The organism is Enterococcus thailandicus, from assembly GCF_001886265.1.
In the GTDB taxonomy this organism is placed as follows: Bacteria; Bacillota; Bacilli; order Lactobacillales; family Enterococcaceae; genus Enterococcus_B; species Enterococcus_B thailandicus.
In genome coordinates, this window is the sequence record NZ_JXLE01000001.1 from 208,305 (window position 1) to 225,237 (window position 16,933).

Annotated in this window: 18 protein-coding genes; 15 read left to right on the forward strand and 3 right to left on the reverse strand. The window is 35.9% G+C overall.

The features are described from left to right. Positions 1-76 precede the first annotated feature (76 nt). The 9 genes from RV17_RS00920 (at position 77) to RV17_RS00960 (ending at position 6,577) form a co-directional block, all read left to right on the forward strand. Positions 77-1,654 (forward strand): peptide chain release factor 3, encoded by a 1,578-nt coding sequence (locus RV17_RS00920; RefSeq protein WP_067480807.1) that lies wholly within the window; start codon positions 77-79, stop codon positions 1,652-1,654. Positions 1,655-1,859: 205 nt separating this feature from the next. Beyond that, positions 1,860-2,234: a hypothetical protein gene (locus tag RV17_RS00925; RefSeq protein ID WP_071868237.1), complete on the forward strand. Its 375-nt coding sequence runs from the start codon at positions 1,860-1,862 to the stop codon at positions 2,232-2,234. 263 nt (positions 2,235-2,497) lie between these two features. Beyond that, positions 2,498-3,052 (forward strand): TetR/AcrR family transcriptional regulator, encoded by a 555-nt coding sequence (locus tag RV17_RS00930; protein ID WP_067480814.1) that lies wholly within the window; start codon positions 2,498-2,500, stop codon positions 3,050-3,052. Positions 3,053-3,096: 44 nt separating this feature from the next. After that, on the forward strand, positions 3,097-3,507 hold the full coding sequence (locus RV17_RS13185) for a hypothetical protein (protein ID WP_067480816.1): 411 nt from the start codon (positions 3,097-3,099) through the stop codon (positions 3,505-3,507). 9 nt (positions 3,508-3,516) lie between these two features. After that, on the forward strand, positions 3,517-3,936 hold the full coding sequence (locus RV17_RS13190; protein ID WP_071868238.1) for a DUF2871 domain-containing protein: 420 nt from the start codon (positions 3,517-3,519) through the stop codon (positions 3,934-3,936). Positions 3,937-3,954: 18 nt separating this feature from the next. Further along, on the forward strand, positions 3,955-4,332 hold the full coding sequence (locus RV17_RS00945) for an HsmA family protein (RefSeq protein ID WP_067480822.1): 378 nt from the start codon (positions 3,955-3,957) through the stop codon (positions 4,330-4,332). A gap of 181 nt (positions 4,333-4,513) precedes the next feature. After that, entirely contained in the window at positions 4,514-5,056 is a 543-nt protein-coding gene (locus RV17_RS00950) for a ClbS/DfsB family four-helix bundle protein (RefSeq protein ID WP_071868239.1), read from the forward strand. Between the two features lie 130 nt (positions 5,057-5,186). Further along, a complete protein-coding gene (locus RV17_RS00955) occupies positions 5,187-6,068 on the forward strand; it encodes an AraC family transcriptional regulator (RefSeq protein ID WP_071868240.1) in 882 nt (293 codons plus the stop codon). Between the two features lie 248 nt (positions 6,069-6,316). After that, entirely contained in the window at positions 6,317-6,577 is a 261-nt protein-coding gene (locus tag RV17_RS00960) for a hypothetical protein (RefSeq protein ID WP_067480831.1), read from the forward strand. A 163-nt stretch (positions 6,578-6,740) separates the two neighbouring features. On the opposite strand, the gene RV17_RS00965 is transcribed toward RV17_RS00960, so the two are convergent. Together RV17_RS00965 and RV17_RS00970 are read right to left on the reverse strand one after the other, a co-directional pair. Beyond that, complete coding sequence (locus RV17_RS00965; RefSeq protein WP_067480834.1) at positions 6,741-7,064, reverse strand: DUF1827 family protein; 324 nt, start codon at positions 7,062-7,064, stop codon at positions 6,741-6,743. A gap of 219 nt (positions 7,065-7,283) precedes the next feature. After that, complete coding sequence (locus RV17_RS00970; protein ID WP_067480837.1) at positions 7,284-9,521, reverse strand: ATP-dependent Clp protease ATP-binding subunit; 2,238 nt, start codon at positions 9,519-9,521, stop codon at positions 7,284-7,286. A 577-nt stretch (positions 9,522-10,098) separates the two neighbouring features. Here RV17_RS00970 and RV17_RS00975 point away from each other — a divergent pair. From RV17_RS00975 to RV17_RS01000, 6 genes are all read left to right on the forward strand, one after another. Next, positions 10,099-10,365, forward strand: coding sequence for a phosphocarrier protein HPr (locus tag RV17_RS00975; protein ID WP_002287602.1), 267 nt, complete (start codon positions 10,099-10,101; stop codon positions 10,363-10,365). Continuing rightward, complete coding sequence (gene ptsP / locus RV17_RS00980; protein ID WP_071868241.1) at positions 10,365-12,092, forward strand: phosphoenolpyruvate--protein phosphotransferase; 1,728 nt, start codon at positions 10,365-10,367, stop codon at positions 12,090-12,092. The genes RV17_RS00975 and ptsP overlap by 1 nt, the downstream gene beginning before the upstream one ends. 188 nt (positions 12,093-12,280) lie before the next feature. Continuing rightward, positions 12,281-13,330: an LTA glycolipid anchor biosynthesis glycosyltransferase, IagA/BgsA family gene (locus tag RV17_RS00985; protein ID WP_211276007.1), complete on the forward strand. Its 1,050-nt coding sequence runs from the start codon at positions 12,281-12,283 to the stop codon at positions 13,328-13,330. Between the two features lie 17 nt (positions 13,331-13,347). Further along, entirely contained in the window at positions 13,348-14,571 is a 1,224-nt protein-coding gene (locus RV17_RS00990; RefSeq protein ID WP_067480843.1) for a glycosyltransferase family 4 protein, read from the forward strand. A 76-nt stretch (positions 14,572-14,647) separates the two neighbouring features. Next, complete coding sequence (locus RV17_RS00995; RefSeq protein WP_071868242.1) at positions 14,648-15,535, forward strand: NAD(P)-dependent oxidoreductase; 888 nt, start codon at positions 14,648-14,650, stop codon at positions 15,533-15,535. An 85-nt stretch (positions 15,536-15,620) separates the two neighbouring features. Continuing rightward, positions 15,621-15,851 carry a YkuJ family protein gene (locus RV17_RS01000; protein WP_067480849.1) on the forward strand — a complete coding sequence of 77 codons (231 nt, stop codon included), beginning with the start codon at positions 15,621-15,623 and terminating at the stop codon, positions 15,849-15,851. A 116-nt stretch (positions 15,852-15,967) separates the two neighbouring features. Here the strand turns inward: RV17_RS01000 and RV17_RS01005 are convergent, their stop codons facing one another. Continuing rightward, a complete protein-coding gene (locus RV17_RS01005; protein ID WP_067480853.1) occupies positions 15,968-16,891 on the reverse strand; it encodes a GIY-YIG nuclease family protein in 924 nt (307 codons plus the stop codon). Positions 16,892-16,933: the final 42 nt, after the last annotated feature.

The window sequence follows — 16,933 nt, forward strand, 5'->3', positions numbered from 1 at the left end:
CTAATCTAGTTGTAAGACGAGACTATTAGGTATTCGCGGAAACAGTAAATAAATGATGAAGAAACGGAGTTAATCTATGAACAAGGAATTAAAACAACAAGTTGATAATCGCCGCACATTTGCGATTATTTCCCATCCGGATGCGGGGAAAACAACGATTACTGAACAATTACTTTTGTTTGGTGGTGCAATTCGCCAAGCCGGTACGGTTAAAGGAAAAAAAACAGGGAATTTTGCTAAATCTGACTGGATGGAAATCGAAAAACAACGTGGAATCTCAGTTACCAGTTCAGTGATGCAATTGGATTACAAAGGAAAACGCGTCAATATTTTGGACACACCTGGACACGAAGACTTCTCTGAAGATACTTATCGAACATTGATGGCTGTCGACAGTGCAGTGATGGTGATTGATAGCGCGAAGGGGATCGAAGCACAAACGAAAAAATTATTTAAAGTTGTCAAAAAACGCGGTATCCCGATTTTTACTTTCATCAATAAACTAGATCGTGATGGTCGCGAACCACTTGAATTACTTGAAGAACTCGAAGAATTATTGGATATCGAGTCTTACCCAATGAACTGGCCAATTGGTATGGGAAAAGGGTTGGAAGGCTTATATGATATTTACCATAATCGTGTGGAATTTTACCGTCCTGAAAACTATAACGATGAACGTTTAGTTGAACTAGATGAAGATGGCTTGTTGCCTGACAATCATCCATTAACTCAAAATTCAATTTACTCACAAGTATTGGAAGAGGTTGAGTTAGTCAAAGAAGCCGGCGATGCTTTTAATGCGGAAAAAATTGCACGAGGTGAGCAAACACCTGTCTTCTTTGGTTCAGCGCTAACGAATTTTGGGGTGCAAACTTTCTTGGAAACTTTTGTAGACTTAGCGCCATCACCACATGGACATAAAACTCGGGATGAGCAAGTCATTAGTCCTTACGAAGAAGAATTTTCAGGCTTTGTCTTTAAAATTCAAGCAAATATGAATCCTGCACATCGTGACAGAATTGCCTTTGTGCGAATCTGTTCAGGAACATTTGAGCGCGGAATGGACGTTTCTTTGGAACGTACAAGCAAAAAATTGAAATTAAGTAATGTGACTCAATTTATGGCAGATGCTCGTGAAAATGTCGAAAATGCAGTTGCAGGTGATATTATTGGGGTCTATGATACCGGAAATTACCAAATTGGTGATACTTTATATGAAGGAAAATTAAAAGTTGCTTATGAAGAATTGCCTTCATTTACACCAGAATTGTTTATGAAAGTCACAGCAAAAAATGTGATGAAACAAAAATCTTTCCATAAAGGAATCCAACAATTGGTTCAAGAAGGTGCAATTCAGTTGTATAAAACTTATTTGACTGAAGAATACATTATTGGTGCTGTAGGACAACTCCAATTTGAAGTTTTCCAATACCGAATGATGAATGAATACAATTCAGAAGTCATTATGACGCCAATGGGGAATAAAATCGCGCGTTGGATCAATCCAGAAGACCTAGACGAAAAGATGAGTTCAAGTCGAAATATCTTAGCTCGTGACCGTTTCGATCAACCACTCTTCTTGTTTGAAAATCAATTCGCCATGCGCTGGTTTAGCGACAAGTATCCGGATGTTGAATTGAAAAGTTTGCTCTAAAAAGATTGCTCGTGAATCAGCTGTAAAAAATAAAAATCGTACACTTACAAAAGCTCTTTTTTGTCAAAATTTGATGGAAAAGGGCTTTTTTTGTTTGGAATGATCGAAACATTCCTATGCTATAATAAAGTACAGGATTAAGTATAAAAGAAATGGATTTTGATTGATTACATAGAAGAAAAAATGATGTGAGGAGGGCCCAGACATGTTTCGAAAAATAGATCAAATTCTTAAGAAATCACCATTTTATAGGATGATTGCAGTGGTTAGTTTAGTTGCAATAGGCGAAAGCTTTTTAAATCTCTTCAATCATCGCTTCCTATTTAGTAACATGCAAACAACCTATACGTTTCTATTTCTCTATGGGGCAATGTTGCTTCTTTCAAAACTGTCTTTGCCTAAATGGTTGCTATTCATCTTGGTTTATTTGATTTTTTTTACTATTGCTAGCGTTGAAATGTTTCTTGATCATAGTTATGTTGACTACACTTCCTTTATTGTTGTTGGTGGAGTCACTCTGTTGGTTGCAACAATTGTAACAATCGGTGCGGTGGAAATCAAAAGGCGAGGGTATCGTTAATACAAATGCTTGAGAAAACACTTGATGAATTAATAGAAAGAAATAACTAGCTAAAAGATAAAACAATAGCACAGAAGAGCCTATTTTTGATGGGCTTTTTTTTGTAATTGAAAAAGTCAAAAGGAATATTTTTCTAAAAATGGTAAGAAAACTGAACAGGTAAAAAAAAAGTATATCTCATGCTTCAACTTTTTTTGTTGACGACTAAATGAAATTTTAGTATCATCAATATGAACATTGTTCATGTTAGAGGAGGATGAGTGATGAATAATGCTGTTAGCTCAAAAGAAGAACTGATTAGCTATTGTAAAGAAATTGTGAAAGAGCAAGGGATTCAGGCGGTTAATATCCGTTCTTTAGCCAAAAAAAGCGGTATCTCTGTTGGGGCTGTTTATAATTATTTTCCTTCAAAAAGTCATTTGCTATCTGCAACAATTGGAAGTATTTGGGCAGAAATCTTTCATTTGTCTGAAACATCTTTCGACTTTAGCAACTTTCTTGACTGCTTAGCAGCTTTGCTAAGAAGCATTGAAAAAGGAAAAGAACTATATCCTAATTTTTTTACGGCGCATGCGTTAGTTATGCCTGCGGAAGATCAAGCAATGGGTTCAGAATTGATGGAAACTTATTGGAACCACATCAAGCAAGGAATGCTCAAGGCGTTACAAAAAGATTCACAAGTTCGAGAAAGTGTGTTTAATCAACAATTATCAATGGAAGAATATGTCGATTATATATTTGAGCTATTCTTGTACACAATAATTAGCGAAAAAAAACATGAAAATTTATTGCAACTCGTCCGTAACTCAATCTATTAGTAAAAATTTTAAAGCAAAATGAACATCGTTCACAAGGAGTGCTTATGGTAAAAAAAATCCAGTTATTATTAATTGCAAGTTTGGTTTGGCTGTTTGCAGGTTTTAATGTCATAAAGATTGGAATAGATGCATATCAAAATTATGTTGGAATATTGAACATATTTCTATCCATTTTCATTTTTTTACTCTTTTGGTTCATGGTATTTGGACCTTTGACAAAAAAACATACACAAAGAATCAGTGAACTTAACGAAGAAAAACAGTTCTTTTTAAAGTTTTTTGATGGCAAATCATTTAGTATCATGGCAATCATGATTCTTGGAGGTTTTAGTATTCGAAAGTTTCAACTATTACCTGAACAATTTATCGCCATTTTTTACAGTGGTCTAGGGTCTGCATTGTTTTTAGCAGGCATCGTTTTTGGGTATAACTACTTTAATTCAAATAGAAAGTGAGCGGAAAATATGAAAAAAGTGATGAATACAGCTATTGTTTATTTTGTTCTGGCAATGATTAGTGGCGTTTTTTATCGAGAAGCCACCAAGTTAAATGATTTTACGGGTCAGACGGTTTTGGCAGTTGTCCATACTCATTTATTTGCTTTAGGAACAGGACTCTTTTTATTGATAGCAGTTCTTTTTAAGGTGACACGCTTAGAAGAAAATAAACGATATAAAAAGTTTTATATACTGTATAACTTATCTTTTCCTTTGATGATTGTAATGATGGTTGTTAGAGGGCTAATCCAAATCCAACAACAAACGATTTCTACTGGTGTGGATGCCATGATTTCTGGGATTGCGGGTTTATCGCATATTGGAGTCACAGTGGCATTGTTGATGGTGTTATTAGCAATAAAAAAAGAAATGCTTAATGAAATGTAGGAAGAAGGAGAAGTGTAGATGTCAACTTTATTGATTGCAGCAATTAGTTGCATGGTTTTAGCTTTAACGTTTTATACAATTGGAGTATTTGCCGAAAGAAAAAAAGGTTTATTGTTGAACTGGCATGCATTGGTTTTCTGGTGTGGTTTTGTCTTTGATACTGCTGGAACAACGATCATGAGTAAAATTTCTGGTCGTGGTTTTACATTTAATTTGCACAGCGTAACGGGATTAGTTGCGTTACTATTAATGGCTTTTCATGCAATTTGGGCAACAATTATTTTGATTAAAAAAGACGACAAAGCCAAACAGACATTTCATCAATTTAGTTTATTTGTCTGGATTGCATGGCTAGTTCCTTTCGTTCTAGGGATTTTCATTGGCATGAATCAGTAGGAATTTTTGTCTAAAAAGTTTAAAAATAAAAAACAGTTTTAGAGGGTGAGATAAAACAAAATCTCATCCTCTTTTTCATCTCATTCTGAGAGTATAGTCCACATTTTAAGTTAGCAGGCGACAAATAGAACCGTTTTTTGTTATGATTTTATCAAGAATAAATTTCAGGGAGTGAGTGACAATGGCAAGACCGAAGACGAAGACTGATCTGATGTTCCTTGCAGAGGAACAATTTGTTGCGTTGATGGAGTTGGTAAATACGTTGACTGATGAGGAACAGAAGGCACCATTTACCTTTGATGAGGCGTTTTTGACCAAGAAAAAAGAAAAACACTGGCGTCGAGATAAAAATGTCCGAGATGTTTTCATTCATTTATATGAATGGCATCAATTACTTTTAACTTGGGTGAAAGAAAATCAAGCTGGTCAAGAAATTTCATTTCTGCCGTCACCTTATAACTGGCGAACATATGGAGAAATGAATGAAGTATTTGTTGAAAAGCACCAAACTACTTCTCTGGAGCAAGCAAAAAAATTGTTGGAGCAGAGCCATCACGAAGTAATGACTGTAATCAATTCTTTTACAAATGAAGAACTATTTGAAAAAAATCAACTAAGCTGGACGGGGCATTCGACGTTAGGCAGTTATTGTGTATCTTCGACTTCCAGTCACTATGAGTGGGTAATAAAAAAAATCAAGCAACAAATCAAAAGCAAAAAATAAACTTGCTATACAAAGAAACTAAACTGTTTTACTCCATTCATGTTATGAAAAATCGACTAAAGATGTCTAGCTAAAATCAAGTATAGTCACTGACAAAAGGATAACCTGTTAATGAAGTTAGGAGGAAAAGATGATTCAAAACTTAAACAAACTAATCGATTATATCGAAGAAAACTTAACAGGTGAACTTTCATTGACTGAAATTGCTCAACAAATGGGCATTTCTGACTATCATCTAAAGCGAACTTTTTCATTTGTTGCTGGTATGACTTTAACGGAATATGTTAAAAATCGAAGACTGGCATTAGCAAATCAAGACTTGATTTCAGGAAAAAAAGTTACCGAAGTCGCATTTAGCTATGGATATCAGACAGTTGAAGGTTTTTCAAGAGCTTTTCGAGAGTGGAGTGGATACCTACCTTCAGAGATTAGAAAAATAGGAATTCAAAAATCTTTTCCTAAACTTTCATTTTATATTGAAGTAAGAGGAGGAATTTCAATGGAATTCAAAATTGAAAAAAAAGCGCCATTTCGACTAGTAGGTGTGTCGAAGCGTGTACCAATCCAATTTGAGGGAGAAAATCAAAGAATTGTTGAACTGGCACAATCCATTACCGAAAAACAGCGGGAAGAAATGCATCAATTAGGTGACTTATATCCTCACCAAGTAGTAAATGCTTCTTATCATTTTGATGAGGGAAGATTAGCAGAAACAGGAAGCTTAACCCATATGATTGGTTTTTTAACTAGTAAAGAAAATATTTTTAGTGATTTGGAACAGATAACTGTTCCAGAACATACATGGGCTATTTTTCCTAACCGTGGAAAGTTTCCTGAAGTGTTACAAGAAACAATGGCACTGATTTTCTCTGAATGGTTACCTTCATCAGAATACCAATTAGTAGAGGCACCGGAAATTTCTTTTACTAGTTGGACAAAAGATCAAGAAAATTTGGCTAGTGAAATCTGGTTAGCTGTTACTAAAAAAGAAGGAATAACTGATGAAGGTTAAACTGATTTTAGAAAGTCGATAGATTACAAGGACGAGATAATTGTGTTTTGTTCTACGAGGCTGGGAGGAATTTAACTCCCAGCTTTTTTGTGATTGGTGCTAAACGGATGAAAAAGTACATACAAAAGTTTCTTAAGTTTTCCCGCTACGAGTATTTTTACGTTACTTGCGAAAAATAAATTTTTAAATAAAAAAAATATTCTTTTTTGCGTATATAAACTTAAAAAAGGAAAGTGAGGTGGGAAACGATGGAGACAGAATGGCAAAAACGAGAACGAAAATTGAGAAAAAAAGCGGAGATGCTAAGACTGTGCCGACTATTGGATATTGAAGACTGGGATCAAAATCAAGCAATCAGTAGTGAAATCAAAAAAATAGTTAGCGGAGTGACTCGAAAACCAGAAGTTAACAATAAAAATGTCATGAAGACCCAAAAAGAACAAAGAATCAGAGAAATAAAAAAATTAAGCAACGAACTAAGTGTCGCAAGAAGCAATGAGAACAACTAACTAAAATAGTTTACTAGCTACTGTATATATATGTACAGGTACGTGTAGCTGTATGCAGTGTAGTATAGAAAAAACATGATTATCTCAATATTAAGAAAGACAAAAATAAAATAAGCCTGACCAACAAGAATTGATGAACAATTCTTGTTGATTAGGCTTATTTTTAATTATATGCTAATTCTTGTCCTAGTGGTTGTTTTGGAATAGAAATTTCAACCATACCTTCAAGTTCAATAACTGTGATATCTTCTTTACGATAGTCTGCGTCATGGAGTTTCTTCAAGAAGTATTTTTGCACTTCTTGAATTTCATTTTGGCGGATATTTCGCTTATGATTCACTAGCAAAATCTCATTGTGTTCAGGTGCTTCAGTATAGACAACTGTGGTATTTCCCATGCTATAAACTTTGACCATATGTGCGTCAGTATTTTCTAATTGATTTAATACAAGGCGTGAATGGCTATTCGTCACGTTTACTAATTTCATGGCGCTCACCTCTCTTCTTTACGCATAAGTACATAAGTAACAGAATTATTTACCTAATTATAATTTTTTTCTCATAAAATGAACAGTAATTTGCATTGTCTTTTAAAAAAAACTAAGGAGAGAAAGAAAAGCCGAACTTTCTATAAAATTTGTAAAACAAATTGAAGAAAGCACGACTTATCTTTTTGATTCACACTGCGAACAGTTGTTAGTTGTCAATTATTCCACAGCTTCAGATTTTGATTCTTTTGCCAAACGTTCAGGTTTTGATGTAATAACGATTCGGTTTTCTTTATCTAGTTTTGCTTTCAAATCATGGATTGTTGGATGATCTAGATAGAATTCCGCAATCCCGTCTTCAATTTGTTCTTGGATTGTTCGACGAAGTGGACGTGCGCCCATTGATGGATCATATCCTAAATCAACTAATTTTTCTTTGACATTTTCAGGTACTTCAATATGAAGTTGTTGAGGTGCCAACATTTCATTCACGTCATTCAACATTAAAGTAACGATGGACATTAAATCTTCTTTTGACAAAGCACTGAATTCAATGATGCCATCAAAACGGTTCAAGAATTCTGGTGTGAAATAGTTGTTTAATTGATTCAAAACAGAGCGAGTAACGCCTTCTCTCGCTGCACCGAAACCAACATTTGCTTCAACTTTACCTGTACCAGCATTACTTGTCATAATGATGATCGTATCTTTGAAGCTGACTGTCCGACCTTGCGCATCTGTTAAACGACCATCATCCAAAATTTGCAAGAACATGTGCAAGACATCTGGATGTGCCTTTTCAACTTCATCAAGCAAGATTAGGCTATACGGATTACGTCGTACTTTTTCAGTTAATTGACCAGCTTCTTCATAACCAACATAGCCAGGAGGGGAACCAATCAATTTTGACACGCTGTGTTTTTCCATGTATTCAGACATGTCGAAACGAATCATTGAGTCTTCGGAACCAAATAACTCGAAAGCTAATTGTTTAGCAAGTTCTGTTTTCCCGACGCCAGTAGGTCCAACAAATAAGAATGAACCAATTGGGCGATCTTTTTTGCTTAATCCAACGCGGTTACGGCGGATGGCTTTGGCAACGCGTTCTACGGCGTTGTCTTGACCAATTACGTGCGCTTTCAAATCAGTTGCAAGATTTTTAAGCTGTGTTTGTTCTTTTTCTTTCAATTCACCAACAGGAATACCTGTGCGTTGTTCAACAATTTGTTCCATATCTTTTTCTGTGATGACTGGTGTTTCTTCATCGGTGATTTGTTTTTCCTTCATTTTTTGAAGTTTATTGATTTGGTCACGATAATAGGCTGCTTTTTCAAAGTCTTCTTCGTTAGAAGCTTGCGTTTTTTGTGTTTCAGCTTCTTGCAGTTTTTTATCAATCGTTTTTGGATCAACGATTTGGATCGTCAAATTTTTCTTTGAACCAGTTTCATCTAATAAATCAATTGCTTTATCAGGTAAAAAGCGGTCTTGGATGTAACGGTTAGACAGGACAGCTGCAGCTTTGATTGCTTCATCTGTATATTTCACATGATGGTAGTCCTCATAACGTTTTTGTAGACCTTTTAAAATACTAATTGTTTCATCGACAGTTGGCTCATCGACACGGACTGGCTGCATCCGACGTTCAAGAGCAGCATCTTTTTCAATAATTCGGTATTCGTTCAAAGTAGTAGCACCAACCATTTGAAGTTCACCACGAGCTAAAGCTGGTTTTAAGATATTTCCGGCGTCCATGTTTCCATCACCCGCAGCACCTGCACCAACGATTTCATGAACTTCATCAATGAATAAGATTACATTTTCTGCTTGTGTGATTTCTTCAATCAGTTTTTGCATCCGTTCTTCAAACTGACCACGAATCCCAGTTCCTTGAACTAAAGAAACAACATCTAGACGAATGACTTCTTTATCCATCAATTTTTGTGGAACATCGCCATCAACGATTTTTTGTGCCAAACCCTCAACGACTGCTGTTTTACCAACACCAGGTTCACCAATTAAAACAGGATTGTTTTTTGTTCGGCGGTTGAGGATTTCAACCACACGTTTGATTTCTTCATCACGACCGATAACTGGGTCGATATCACCTTGACGAGCTTGTTCAGTGATATTAATGCCATACTCACCAAGCAAACCTTCAGTATTTCCTTGTGGTGGTTGTCCACCGTTAAAGTTATTACCGCCACCGAATTGAGTAGGTGGTGTTTGTTCATAACCATTTCCTTGTTGTTGCATTTGATTAGACATTGAACGGAATAGATCGTCAAGACTACCAAATCCAAATGGATCATTTTGGGCCATATTTGTCAGACCTCCATTTTTTTGATTTTTCATTTTTTGATAACAGCTCTGGCAATAATCTAATTGCGCTCGATGTCCGTTAACTGTTGCGTATAAATGAATCGTTGCTTCATTTTTGCCACAATTTTGACAAAGCATGTGTAGTTCACGTCCTTTCACAAAATGGGTTGCATCTTTATTTTACAACGCATATTTCAAGAGGTAAAAAGAAAACCCTTATCTTTCTTCCATCATTCGTTAGTTGAGAAGGTAAAAAAAGTCTATTGACCATTTCTGACCTTTGAACTTATTATACTAAAAAAAAGAAGAGAATCAACTATTTTAACTCGAATCAATTTTGATTTTAAAATAGCGTAATAAAGGCGCATCTAATAGAAAGAATGTCTTAGACTACATAACAAAGCCTTGTCCTTTTTCTTAAGGAAGAGAGAAGAAAAAAATTCGTGTGATTTGTCCAAAAAAGAAGATAAAATAATAGAAGTTTATTGAAAACGGAATCAACGAATGAATGCGAAAGGATAAATCCAATAACGAAAAGAAAAGGAGTTTAAATAAAATACTTTTCACTGAATTTGAATGAAAACTGTTGTATCTGTCGACAAAAAATGGTAATCTTTACAAATGAAAGGGTAAAGCTTTATTAGAAATCTTCTGGATTGCTAAAAAAGAAAACCCTCACATAAAAACAACACTCACTTAAAGGAGACCGATCAATATGGAAAAGAAAGAATTTCACGTAGTAGCAGAAACTGGGATCCACGCACGTCCAGCTACATTATTAGTACAAACAGCAAGCAAATTTAACTCTGATGTAAACTTAGAGTATAAAGGTAAATCAGTAAACTTGAAATCTATCATGGGCGTTATGTCTTTAGGTGTAGGTCAAGGTTCTGACGTTACAATTACAGCTGAAGGTGCTGACGAAGCAGACGCTATGGCAGCTATCGTAGAAACAATGAAGAAAGAAGGCTTATCTGAATAATGGTTGAAATGCTAAAAGGGATTGCCGCTAGTGACGGTGTAGCCGTTGCAAAAGCTTACCTGCTAGTTCAACCGGATTTATCATTCAGTAAGACAACAGTAGAAGATACAGCTGCTGAAGAAACTCGTTTAGATGCTGCATTATTAAAATCTACTGAAGAATTGCAACAAATTCGTGAAAAAGCAGCGCAAAGCTTAGGTGAAGCAGAAGCGCAAGTATTTGATGCTCATTTGATGGTTCTATCAGACCCAGAAATGATTGGTCAAATCAAGCAAAATATTAAAGATAACAGTGTGAATGCTGAATCAGCTCTTAAAGAAGTAACTGATATGTATATTGGCATGTTTGAAGCTATGGATGACAACGCTTATATGCAAGAACGTGCTGCTGACATTCGTGACGTTGCAAAACGTATTTTAGCGCATCTATTAGGTGTGAACTTGCCAAATCCTTCAATGATTAACGAAGAAGTTGTCGTTGTTGCTCATGATTTGACACCAAGTGACACAGCTCAATTAGATCGTACATTTGTTAAAGCTTTTGTGACTGATATTGGCGGACGCACTTCTCACTCTGCAATTATGGCTCGTTCTTTAGAAATTCCAGCAATCGTTGGAACGAAAGAAATCACTGCTAAAGTAAAAGAAGGTCAAATGTTAGCTGTTAATGGTATCGAAGGTGATGTAATCATCGAACCAACAGAAGAACAAAAGGCTGAATTTATTAAAGCAGGAGAATCTTACGCTGCACAAAAAGCAGAATGGGAAAAATTAAAAAATGCTGAAACAGTTACGGCTGATGGCAAGCATTTTGAATTAGCCGCAAATATTGGAACACCAAAAGATTTAGTTGGTGTTCATAACAACGGCGGAGAAGCTGTTGGTCTTTATCGTACAGAATTTTTATACATGGATTCTCCGGACTTCCCTACAGAAGATGACCAATATAAAGCTTACAAAGCTGTCCTAGAAGGTATGGAAGGTAAACCTGTTGTTGTTCGTACAATGGACATCGGTGGGGACAAAGAATTGCCTTACTTACAATTACCACACGAAATGAACCCATTCTTGGGTTACCGTGCACTACGTATCAGCTTGTCTGAACAAGGTGATGACATGTTCCGCACACAAATGCGTGCATTGTTACGTGCCTCTGTTCATGGTAACTTGCGTATCATGTTCCCAATGGTAGCTACTTTGAAAGAATTCCGTGCAGCAAAAGGAATCTTTGAAGATGAAAAACAAAAATTAATTAATGAAGGCGTGGAAGTATCTGATACAATCCAAGTCGGAATTATGATTGAAATTCCTGCCGCAGCTGTCATTGCTGACAAGTTTGCTAAGGAAGTTGACTTCTTCTCAGTAGGTACAAACGACTTGATCCAATATACTATGGCTGCTGACCGTATGAATGAACGTGTTTCATATCTATATCAACCTTACAATCCATCAATCTTACGTCTAATTAAAAACGTGATTGACGCAGCACATGCTGAAGGCAAATGGGCTGGAATGTGTGGAGAAATGGCTGGGGATCAAACAGCTGTGCCTCTATTAGTTGGTATGGGCTTAGATGAGTTCTCAATGAGCGCAACATCTATTCTTAAAACACGTAGCTTGATGAAACGTTTAGATACAACGAAAATGGCTGAACTTGCAGATCACGCATTGAAAGATTGCGATACAATGGAAGAAGTCGTTGAACTTGTAAATGAATACGTAAAATAAGCTTGACTATTGAGTGTTAGAAATTTTGCTAGCTTTAGCGAGATTTCTAACACTTTTTTTATTTTCTCGTAACATGTTTAGTTTTTTCAATTGAATCGCTTACTTTTTAAGTTGTTGAAAAATAGGGCTTAAGTTTGAGTGACAGTTTCTTGGCTATGTTATACTATATAGGAGAAGGGGGACGTAAGGTGAAAGTATTATTATATTTTGAAAGTGAAAAAATACTTGCAAAATCTGGGATTGGGCGTGCGCTTGATCATCAAAAGCGTGCTTTGTCAGATGTGGGGATTCCTTATACATTAGATACCAACGACGACTATGATATTTTGCACATTAATACTTATGGTATCAATAGTCATAATATGGTTAACAAAGCGCGAAGAGATGGCAAGAAAGTTGTTTATCATGCACATTCGACAGAAGAAGACTTTCGCAATTCGTTTATTGGCTCTAACCAATTATCTCCTGTCGTCAAAAAATATCTAGTGAGTTTGTATCAAAAGGCAGATTATTTGATTACGCCTACACCATATTCTAAAAAGTTATTAGAAAGCTACGGAATCGAAGTACCTATTCGTGCAATTTCCAATGGAATTGATTTAGATAAATACCAACCTGATCTTACGAAAGAACAAAGATTTAGAGAATATTTCAATTTGTCTTCAGATCAAAAAGTAGTGATTTGTGTTGGCTTGTTTTTTGAACGAAAGGGAATCATTGACTTCGTTGAAATTGCTAGAGAAATGCCTGAGTACACATTTGTTTGGTTTGGTCATGTACCGATGTACTCGATTCCTAAAAATATTCGAAAAATCGTTAAAGAAGACCATCCGGAAAATGTCATATTCCCTGGTTACATTCGTGGAGATGTCATTGAGGGTGCTTATTCAGGTGCAGATTTGTTTTTCTTTCCTTCATACGAAGAAACTGAAGGAATCGTTGTTTTAGAGGCGCTAGCAAGTCGACAAAATGTCTTAGTTAGAGATATTCCAGTGTATGAAGGCTGGTTAAAAGATGGCGAAAACTGTTATATGGGACGAACGAATCAAGAATTTATTGAAAAAATCAGACAAATAACTGAAAAAGAGGTTCCAAGTTTGGTGCAAGCTGGTTATCAAACAGCCGAAGAACGTAGCATCGAACGAATTGGGCGAGAACTTCAAGGAGTTTATGAAATGGTGTTAGAGGAACAAGAAGCACCTTTAGAGGTAAGAAAAAGTAAATCAATGAAAAGGTAGTTTGGAGGCAAAAAAACATGAAAGTTGGCTTTTTTACCGATACCTATTTTCCGCAAGTTAGCGGGGTTTCTACATCAATCAAGACATTAAAAGATGAACTTGAAAAAAATGGTCATGAAGTCTATATTTTCACTACAACAGATCCGAATGCGGATAAATTAGAAAAAGATGTTATTAGGATGCCAAGTGTTCCGTTTGTTTCTTTCAAAGATCGGCGAATCGTTGTAAGAGGCATGTGGTATGCTTATTTAGTTGCCAAAGAGCTGGAGCTAGATTTGATTCATACACATACCGAATTTGGAGCGGGGATTCTGGGGAAAATGGTAGCCAAGAAATTGAAAATTCCAGTTATTCATACTTACCATACAATGTATGAGGATTATCTTCATTATATTGCAAATGGTAAGGTGATCAGACAGTCACACGTCAAATATTTTTCGCGTATTTTTGCTAACCATACGACAGGAGTGGTTTGTCCAAGTGAACGAGTGATTGACACGTTACGTGGGTATGGTGTAGTTGCACCGTTGCGAGTGATTCCAACGGGGATTGATATCGAGAAGTTTAAGCGATCAGATATTACCACTCAGGAAATCAGCGCCTTACGTACGTCATTAGGAATGACTGATGACCAATTGATGGTGCTTTCGCTTAGTCGGCTCTCTTATGAGAAAAACATTCAAGCAATTATTCAAGGTTTTCCAGAAGTCATTGCATCTTATCCAAATGCGCGCTTAGTGATTGTTGGAAAAGGACCTTATATGGAAGAATTACAAGAGTTAATAGAAGAATTAGATTTACAAGAAGTCGTTCAGTTTACTGGTGAAGTTGATAATAATGCAGTTGCTCTGTATTATAAAGCAGCAGATTATTTTGTCAGCGCGTCCACTTCTGAGACACAAGGGTTAACATATACAGAAGCTATGGCTGCTGGTACACCGTGTGTGGTTGAAGGTAACGCTTATTTAAATCGCCTATTTGATCACGCATCATTAGGAAAAACATTTGAAACAGACCAAGATTTTGCACAAGCACTTATTCAATATATAACAGATGAGATTCCTCGTGATGAAGCAGTTTTAGCTGCGAAGCTTTATGAAATTTCGTCTACTCATTTTGGTGAAGCAATGATTGAATTTTATCAAGACATGATTGTTTATCATGAAGAGGAAACGCGCAGAAAAGAAGAAGAAGCTTCCATCGAGCGAATTAAAATTAAATTAAATTCATTTAAACGATAAATAAAGCAATTTATTCTTAAAAAACCTTGATTCTAGCGTATACTAGAGTCAAGGTTTTTTTTTAGGAGGTTGAAAGATGAAACTCGGATTTATTGGAACAGGAGTAATGGGTAGCTCAATTGTTGAACACTTATTACGAGCAGGATACGAAGTGGTCGTTTATAATCGAACAAAAGCAAAAGCAGATCCTTTAGTTGCTAAGGGAGCTGTTTGGGCAGAGACACCACAACTAGTTGCTAGACAAAGCGAAGTGATTTTTACAATGGTTGGATACCCAACAGACGTTGAAGAAATCTATTATGGGCAAAATGGGGTTTTTTCAGCAGATGTTTCGGGGAAAATTGTAGTTGACTTAACAACCAGTACGCCAACTTTGGCAGAAAAAATTGCTCAGACAGCTTCTGAAAAGGGAGCAGCTGCGTTGGATGCGCCAGTTTCTGGTGGCGACTTAGGAGCAAAGAACGCGACATTAACCATTATGGTTGGTGGACAATCAGATGTCTACGAAAAAGTTTTACCAATTTTTAGAGAGTTTGGCTCAACTTTTACATTACATGGTGATGCAGGAAAAGGTCAGCATACAAAAATGGCCAACCAAATCATGATTGCTGGTACAATGACAGGGATGACCGAAATGTTAGCTTACGCAAAAAAAAATCAACTTGATTTGAAAAAGGTGATTGAAACGCTTTCTGGTGGTAGTGCAGCAAACTGGTCTTTGAGCAATTATGCGCCACGTATTTTACGCGAAGACTACTCTCCCGGATTTTTTGTTAAACATTTTATCAAAGATTTAAAAATTGCTTTAGATGAAGCTGAAAACCAATCACTTGAACTACCAGCTACAAAACAAGCACTTATCTTGTACGAACAGTTGGCTGGTAAAGGGTTTGAAAATGATGGGACACAAGCGTTGATTAAACTTTGGTGGCCGAATGGAAATGTTCCAGAAAAAAAATCATAAAAAACTGGTTTTTTTCGCGAAAATCAATGCAAGACAGCCATGACTTTGATACAATATAACAGAAATAAGAAAAGGAGGACCTCCTATGACACATTCACAATTAGTCGCAATTATTAAACGACTGGAGGCTATGGTCGAATCAGCAGACAACGAGTTGCAAGTTCGTCGCTTTGAAAAAGAAGGCGTTGAAAAATGTACAGTAACTTATGATAAAGCAACTACTACATTTGAATTAACTGAAACAGATACACACCAACAATACGAGTTTGATAATATTGATATCGTTGCGATGGAAATCTACGACTTAATCCAATAAGTTTTGCTCATTTAGCGTAAGCTTGTAAACAACATAAAAAGACCGAGATGATTATTCGTCTTGGTCTTTTTATGTTGTTCTGTTTGAGTGGCTATTAAGAGACGCTCGTAGGTTATTTATTGTGACTGTTCTTTGCTAAGCTTGCGTTGATAGCTGAGTAAAATTTGAACAGGATCAACTTCAGCTTTTGTTAGCTGTTGTTTTTTTGCTAAAGTATCATTTCCAACAGCAAAATGAAAATTAGGTGGGGTGTTACCAGCTATTTTAGTTGTCGCTACTAATTGACCGTAGCAAATCAAATAATATTTTGTCAATTCTTGATCTGCTGCAACGGGTAAAGACAAAATGAGACGAGGTGTTTGCAAAAAGGTCTTTTGGTTTTGGATTTGCTGGATGAAGTAAGTCATTAACTCAATTTCACTTTGAATACTACTTGCACGTTCGAAATTGAGAAGTTCAATAAAGTGTTCTTGTCGTTGTTTAAGATAAGTTAAAACTTTTTTATTTCGACCTTTTAAAAGACCTTCAATTTCTTTTTTCTTTTGTTGAAAGGACAACTGAGCGATTGTTGGAAGTTGTGTTCGCAAAGCTAATAAACTAATTTCTTTCAGCCAAGGCATTTGGTAAGTCTCTTCTAAAATACGTAAGATAGTAGGTATTTTTTTGTAGGAACGAAAAGGACCGAAGCTTTGAGCAGTCGGCTCATCTGACAGGATAAAACCAGTATCAGTTAATTGAAGATAATTGTAATTGGTAAAATAGTTCATCTGTCGATTATAGAATGGATGATAGTGTTGAATCAATTCACATTCTAAAAGCAATGCATCTAATTCGGTATCTACCACCACAAAATCAAAATCGACAATTGTATGTACCATTCGTAGCACTTTAGTTGAATGTTGTTTGTTTTGCTGAAAGTAACTACTCACACGATTTTTTAATTGCTTGGCTTTACCAACATAAATCACTGAGCCATGTTTATCTTTCATTAAATAAACCCCGGGAAGAAGAGGCAAATGTTTCACTTTTTCTTTAAGCATAATTACTCCTTTTATCTTTCAATCAAAAAAACTATATCAAAT

What these genes read in the sequence shown, in the direction of transcription:
- RV17_RS00920 (WP_067480807.1), top strand. Translation starts at nt 77, where the DNA reads ATGAACAAGGAATTAAAACAACAAGTTGATAATCGCCGCACATTTGCG.
- RV17_RS00925 (WP_071868237.1), top strand. Translation starts at nt 1,860, where the DNA reads ATGTTTCGAAAAATAGATCAAATTCTTAAGAAATCACCATTTTATAGG.
- RV17_RS00930 (WP_067480814.1), top strand. Translation starts at nt 2,498, where the DNA reads ATGAATAATGCTGTTAGCTCAAAAGAAGAACTGATTAGCTATTGTAAA.
- RV17_RS13185 (WP_067480816.1), top strand. Translation starts at nt 3,097, where the DNA reads ATGGTAAAAAAAATCCAGTTATTATTAATTGCAAGTTTGGTTTGGCTG.
- RV17_RS13190 (WP_071868238.1), top strand. Translation starts at nt 3,517, where the DNA reads ATGAAAAAAGTGATGAATACAGCTATTGTTTATTTTGTTCTGGCAATG.
- RV17_RS00945 (WP_067480822.1), top strand. Translation starts at nt 3,955, where the DNA reads ATGTCAACTTTATTGATTGCAGCAATTAGTTGCATGGTTTTAGCTTTA.
- RV17_RS00950 (WP_071868239.1), top strand. Translation starts at nt 4,514, where the DNA reads ATGGCAAGACCGAAGACGAAGACTGATCTGATGTTCCTTGCAGAGGAA.
- RV17_RS00955 (WP_071868240.1), top strand. Translation starts at nt 5,187, where the DNA reads ATGATTCAAAACTTAAACAAACTAATCGATTATATCGAAGAAAACTTA.
- RV17_RS00960 (WP_067480831.1), top strand. Translation starts at nt 6,317, where the DNA reads ATGGAGACAGAATGGCAAAAACGAGAACGAAAATTGAGAAAAAAAGCG.
- RV17_RS00965 (WP_067480834.1), bottom strand. Translation starts at nt 7,064, where the DNA reads ATGAAATTAGTAAACGTGACGAATAGCCATTCACGCCTTGTATTAAAT.
- RV17_RS00970 (WP_067480837.1), bottom strand. Translation starts at nt 9,521, where the DNA reads ATGCTTTGTCAAAATTGTGGCAAAAATGAAGCAACGATTCATTTATAC.
- RV17_RS00975 (WP_002287602.1), top strand. Translation starts at nt 10,099, where the DNA reads ATGGAAAAGAAAGAATTTCACGTAGTAGCAGAAACTGGGATCCACGCA.
- ptsP (WP_071868241.1), top strand. Translation starts at nt 10,365, where the DNA reads ATGGTTGAAATGCTAAAAGGGATTGCCGCTAGTGACGGTGTAGCCGTT.
- RV17_RS00990 (WP_067480843.1), top strand. Translation starts at nt 13,348, where the DNA reads ATGAAAGTTGGCTTTTTTACCGATACCTATTTTCCGCAAGTTAGCGGG.
- RV17_RS00995 (WP_071868242.1), top strand. Translation starts at nt 14,648, where the DNA reads ATGAAACTCGGATTTATTGGAACAGGAGTAATGGGTAGCTCAATTGTT.
- RV17_RS01000 (WP_067480849.1), top strand. Translation starts at nt 15,621, where the DNA reads ATGACACATTCACAATTAGTCGCAATTATTAAACGACTGGAGGCTATG.
- RV17_RS01005 (WP_067480853.1), bottom strand. Translation starts at nt 16,891, where the DNA reads ATGCTTAAAGAAAAAGTGAAACATTTGCCTCTTCTTCCCGGGGTTTAT.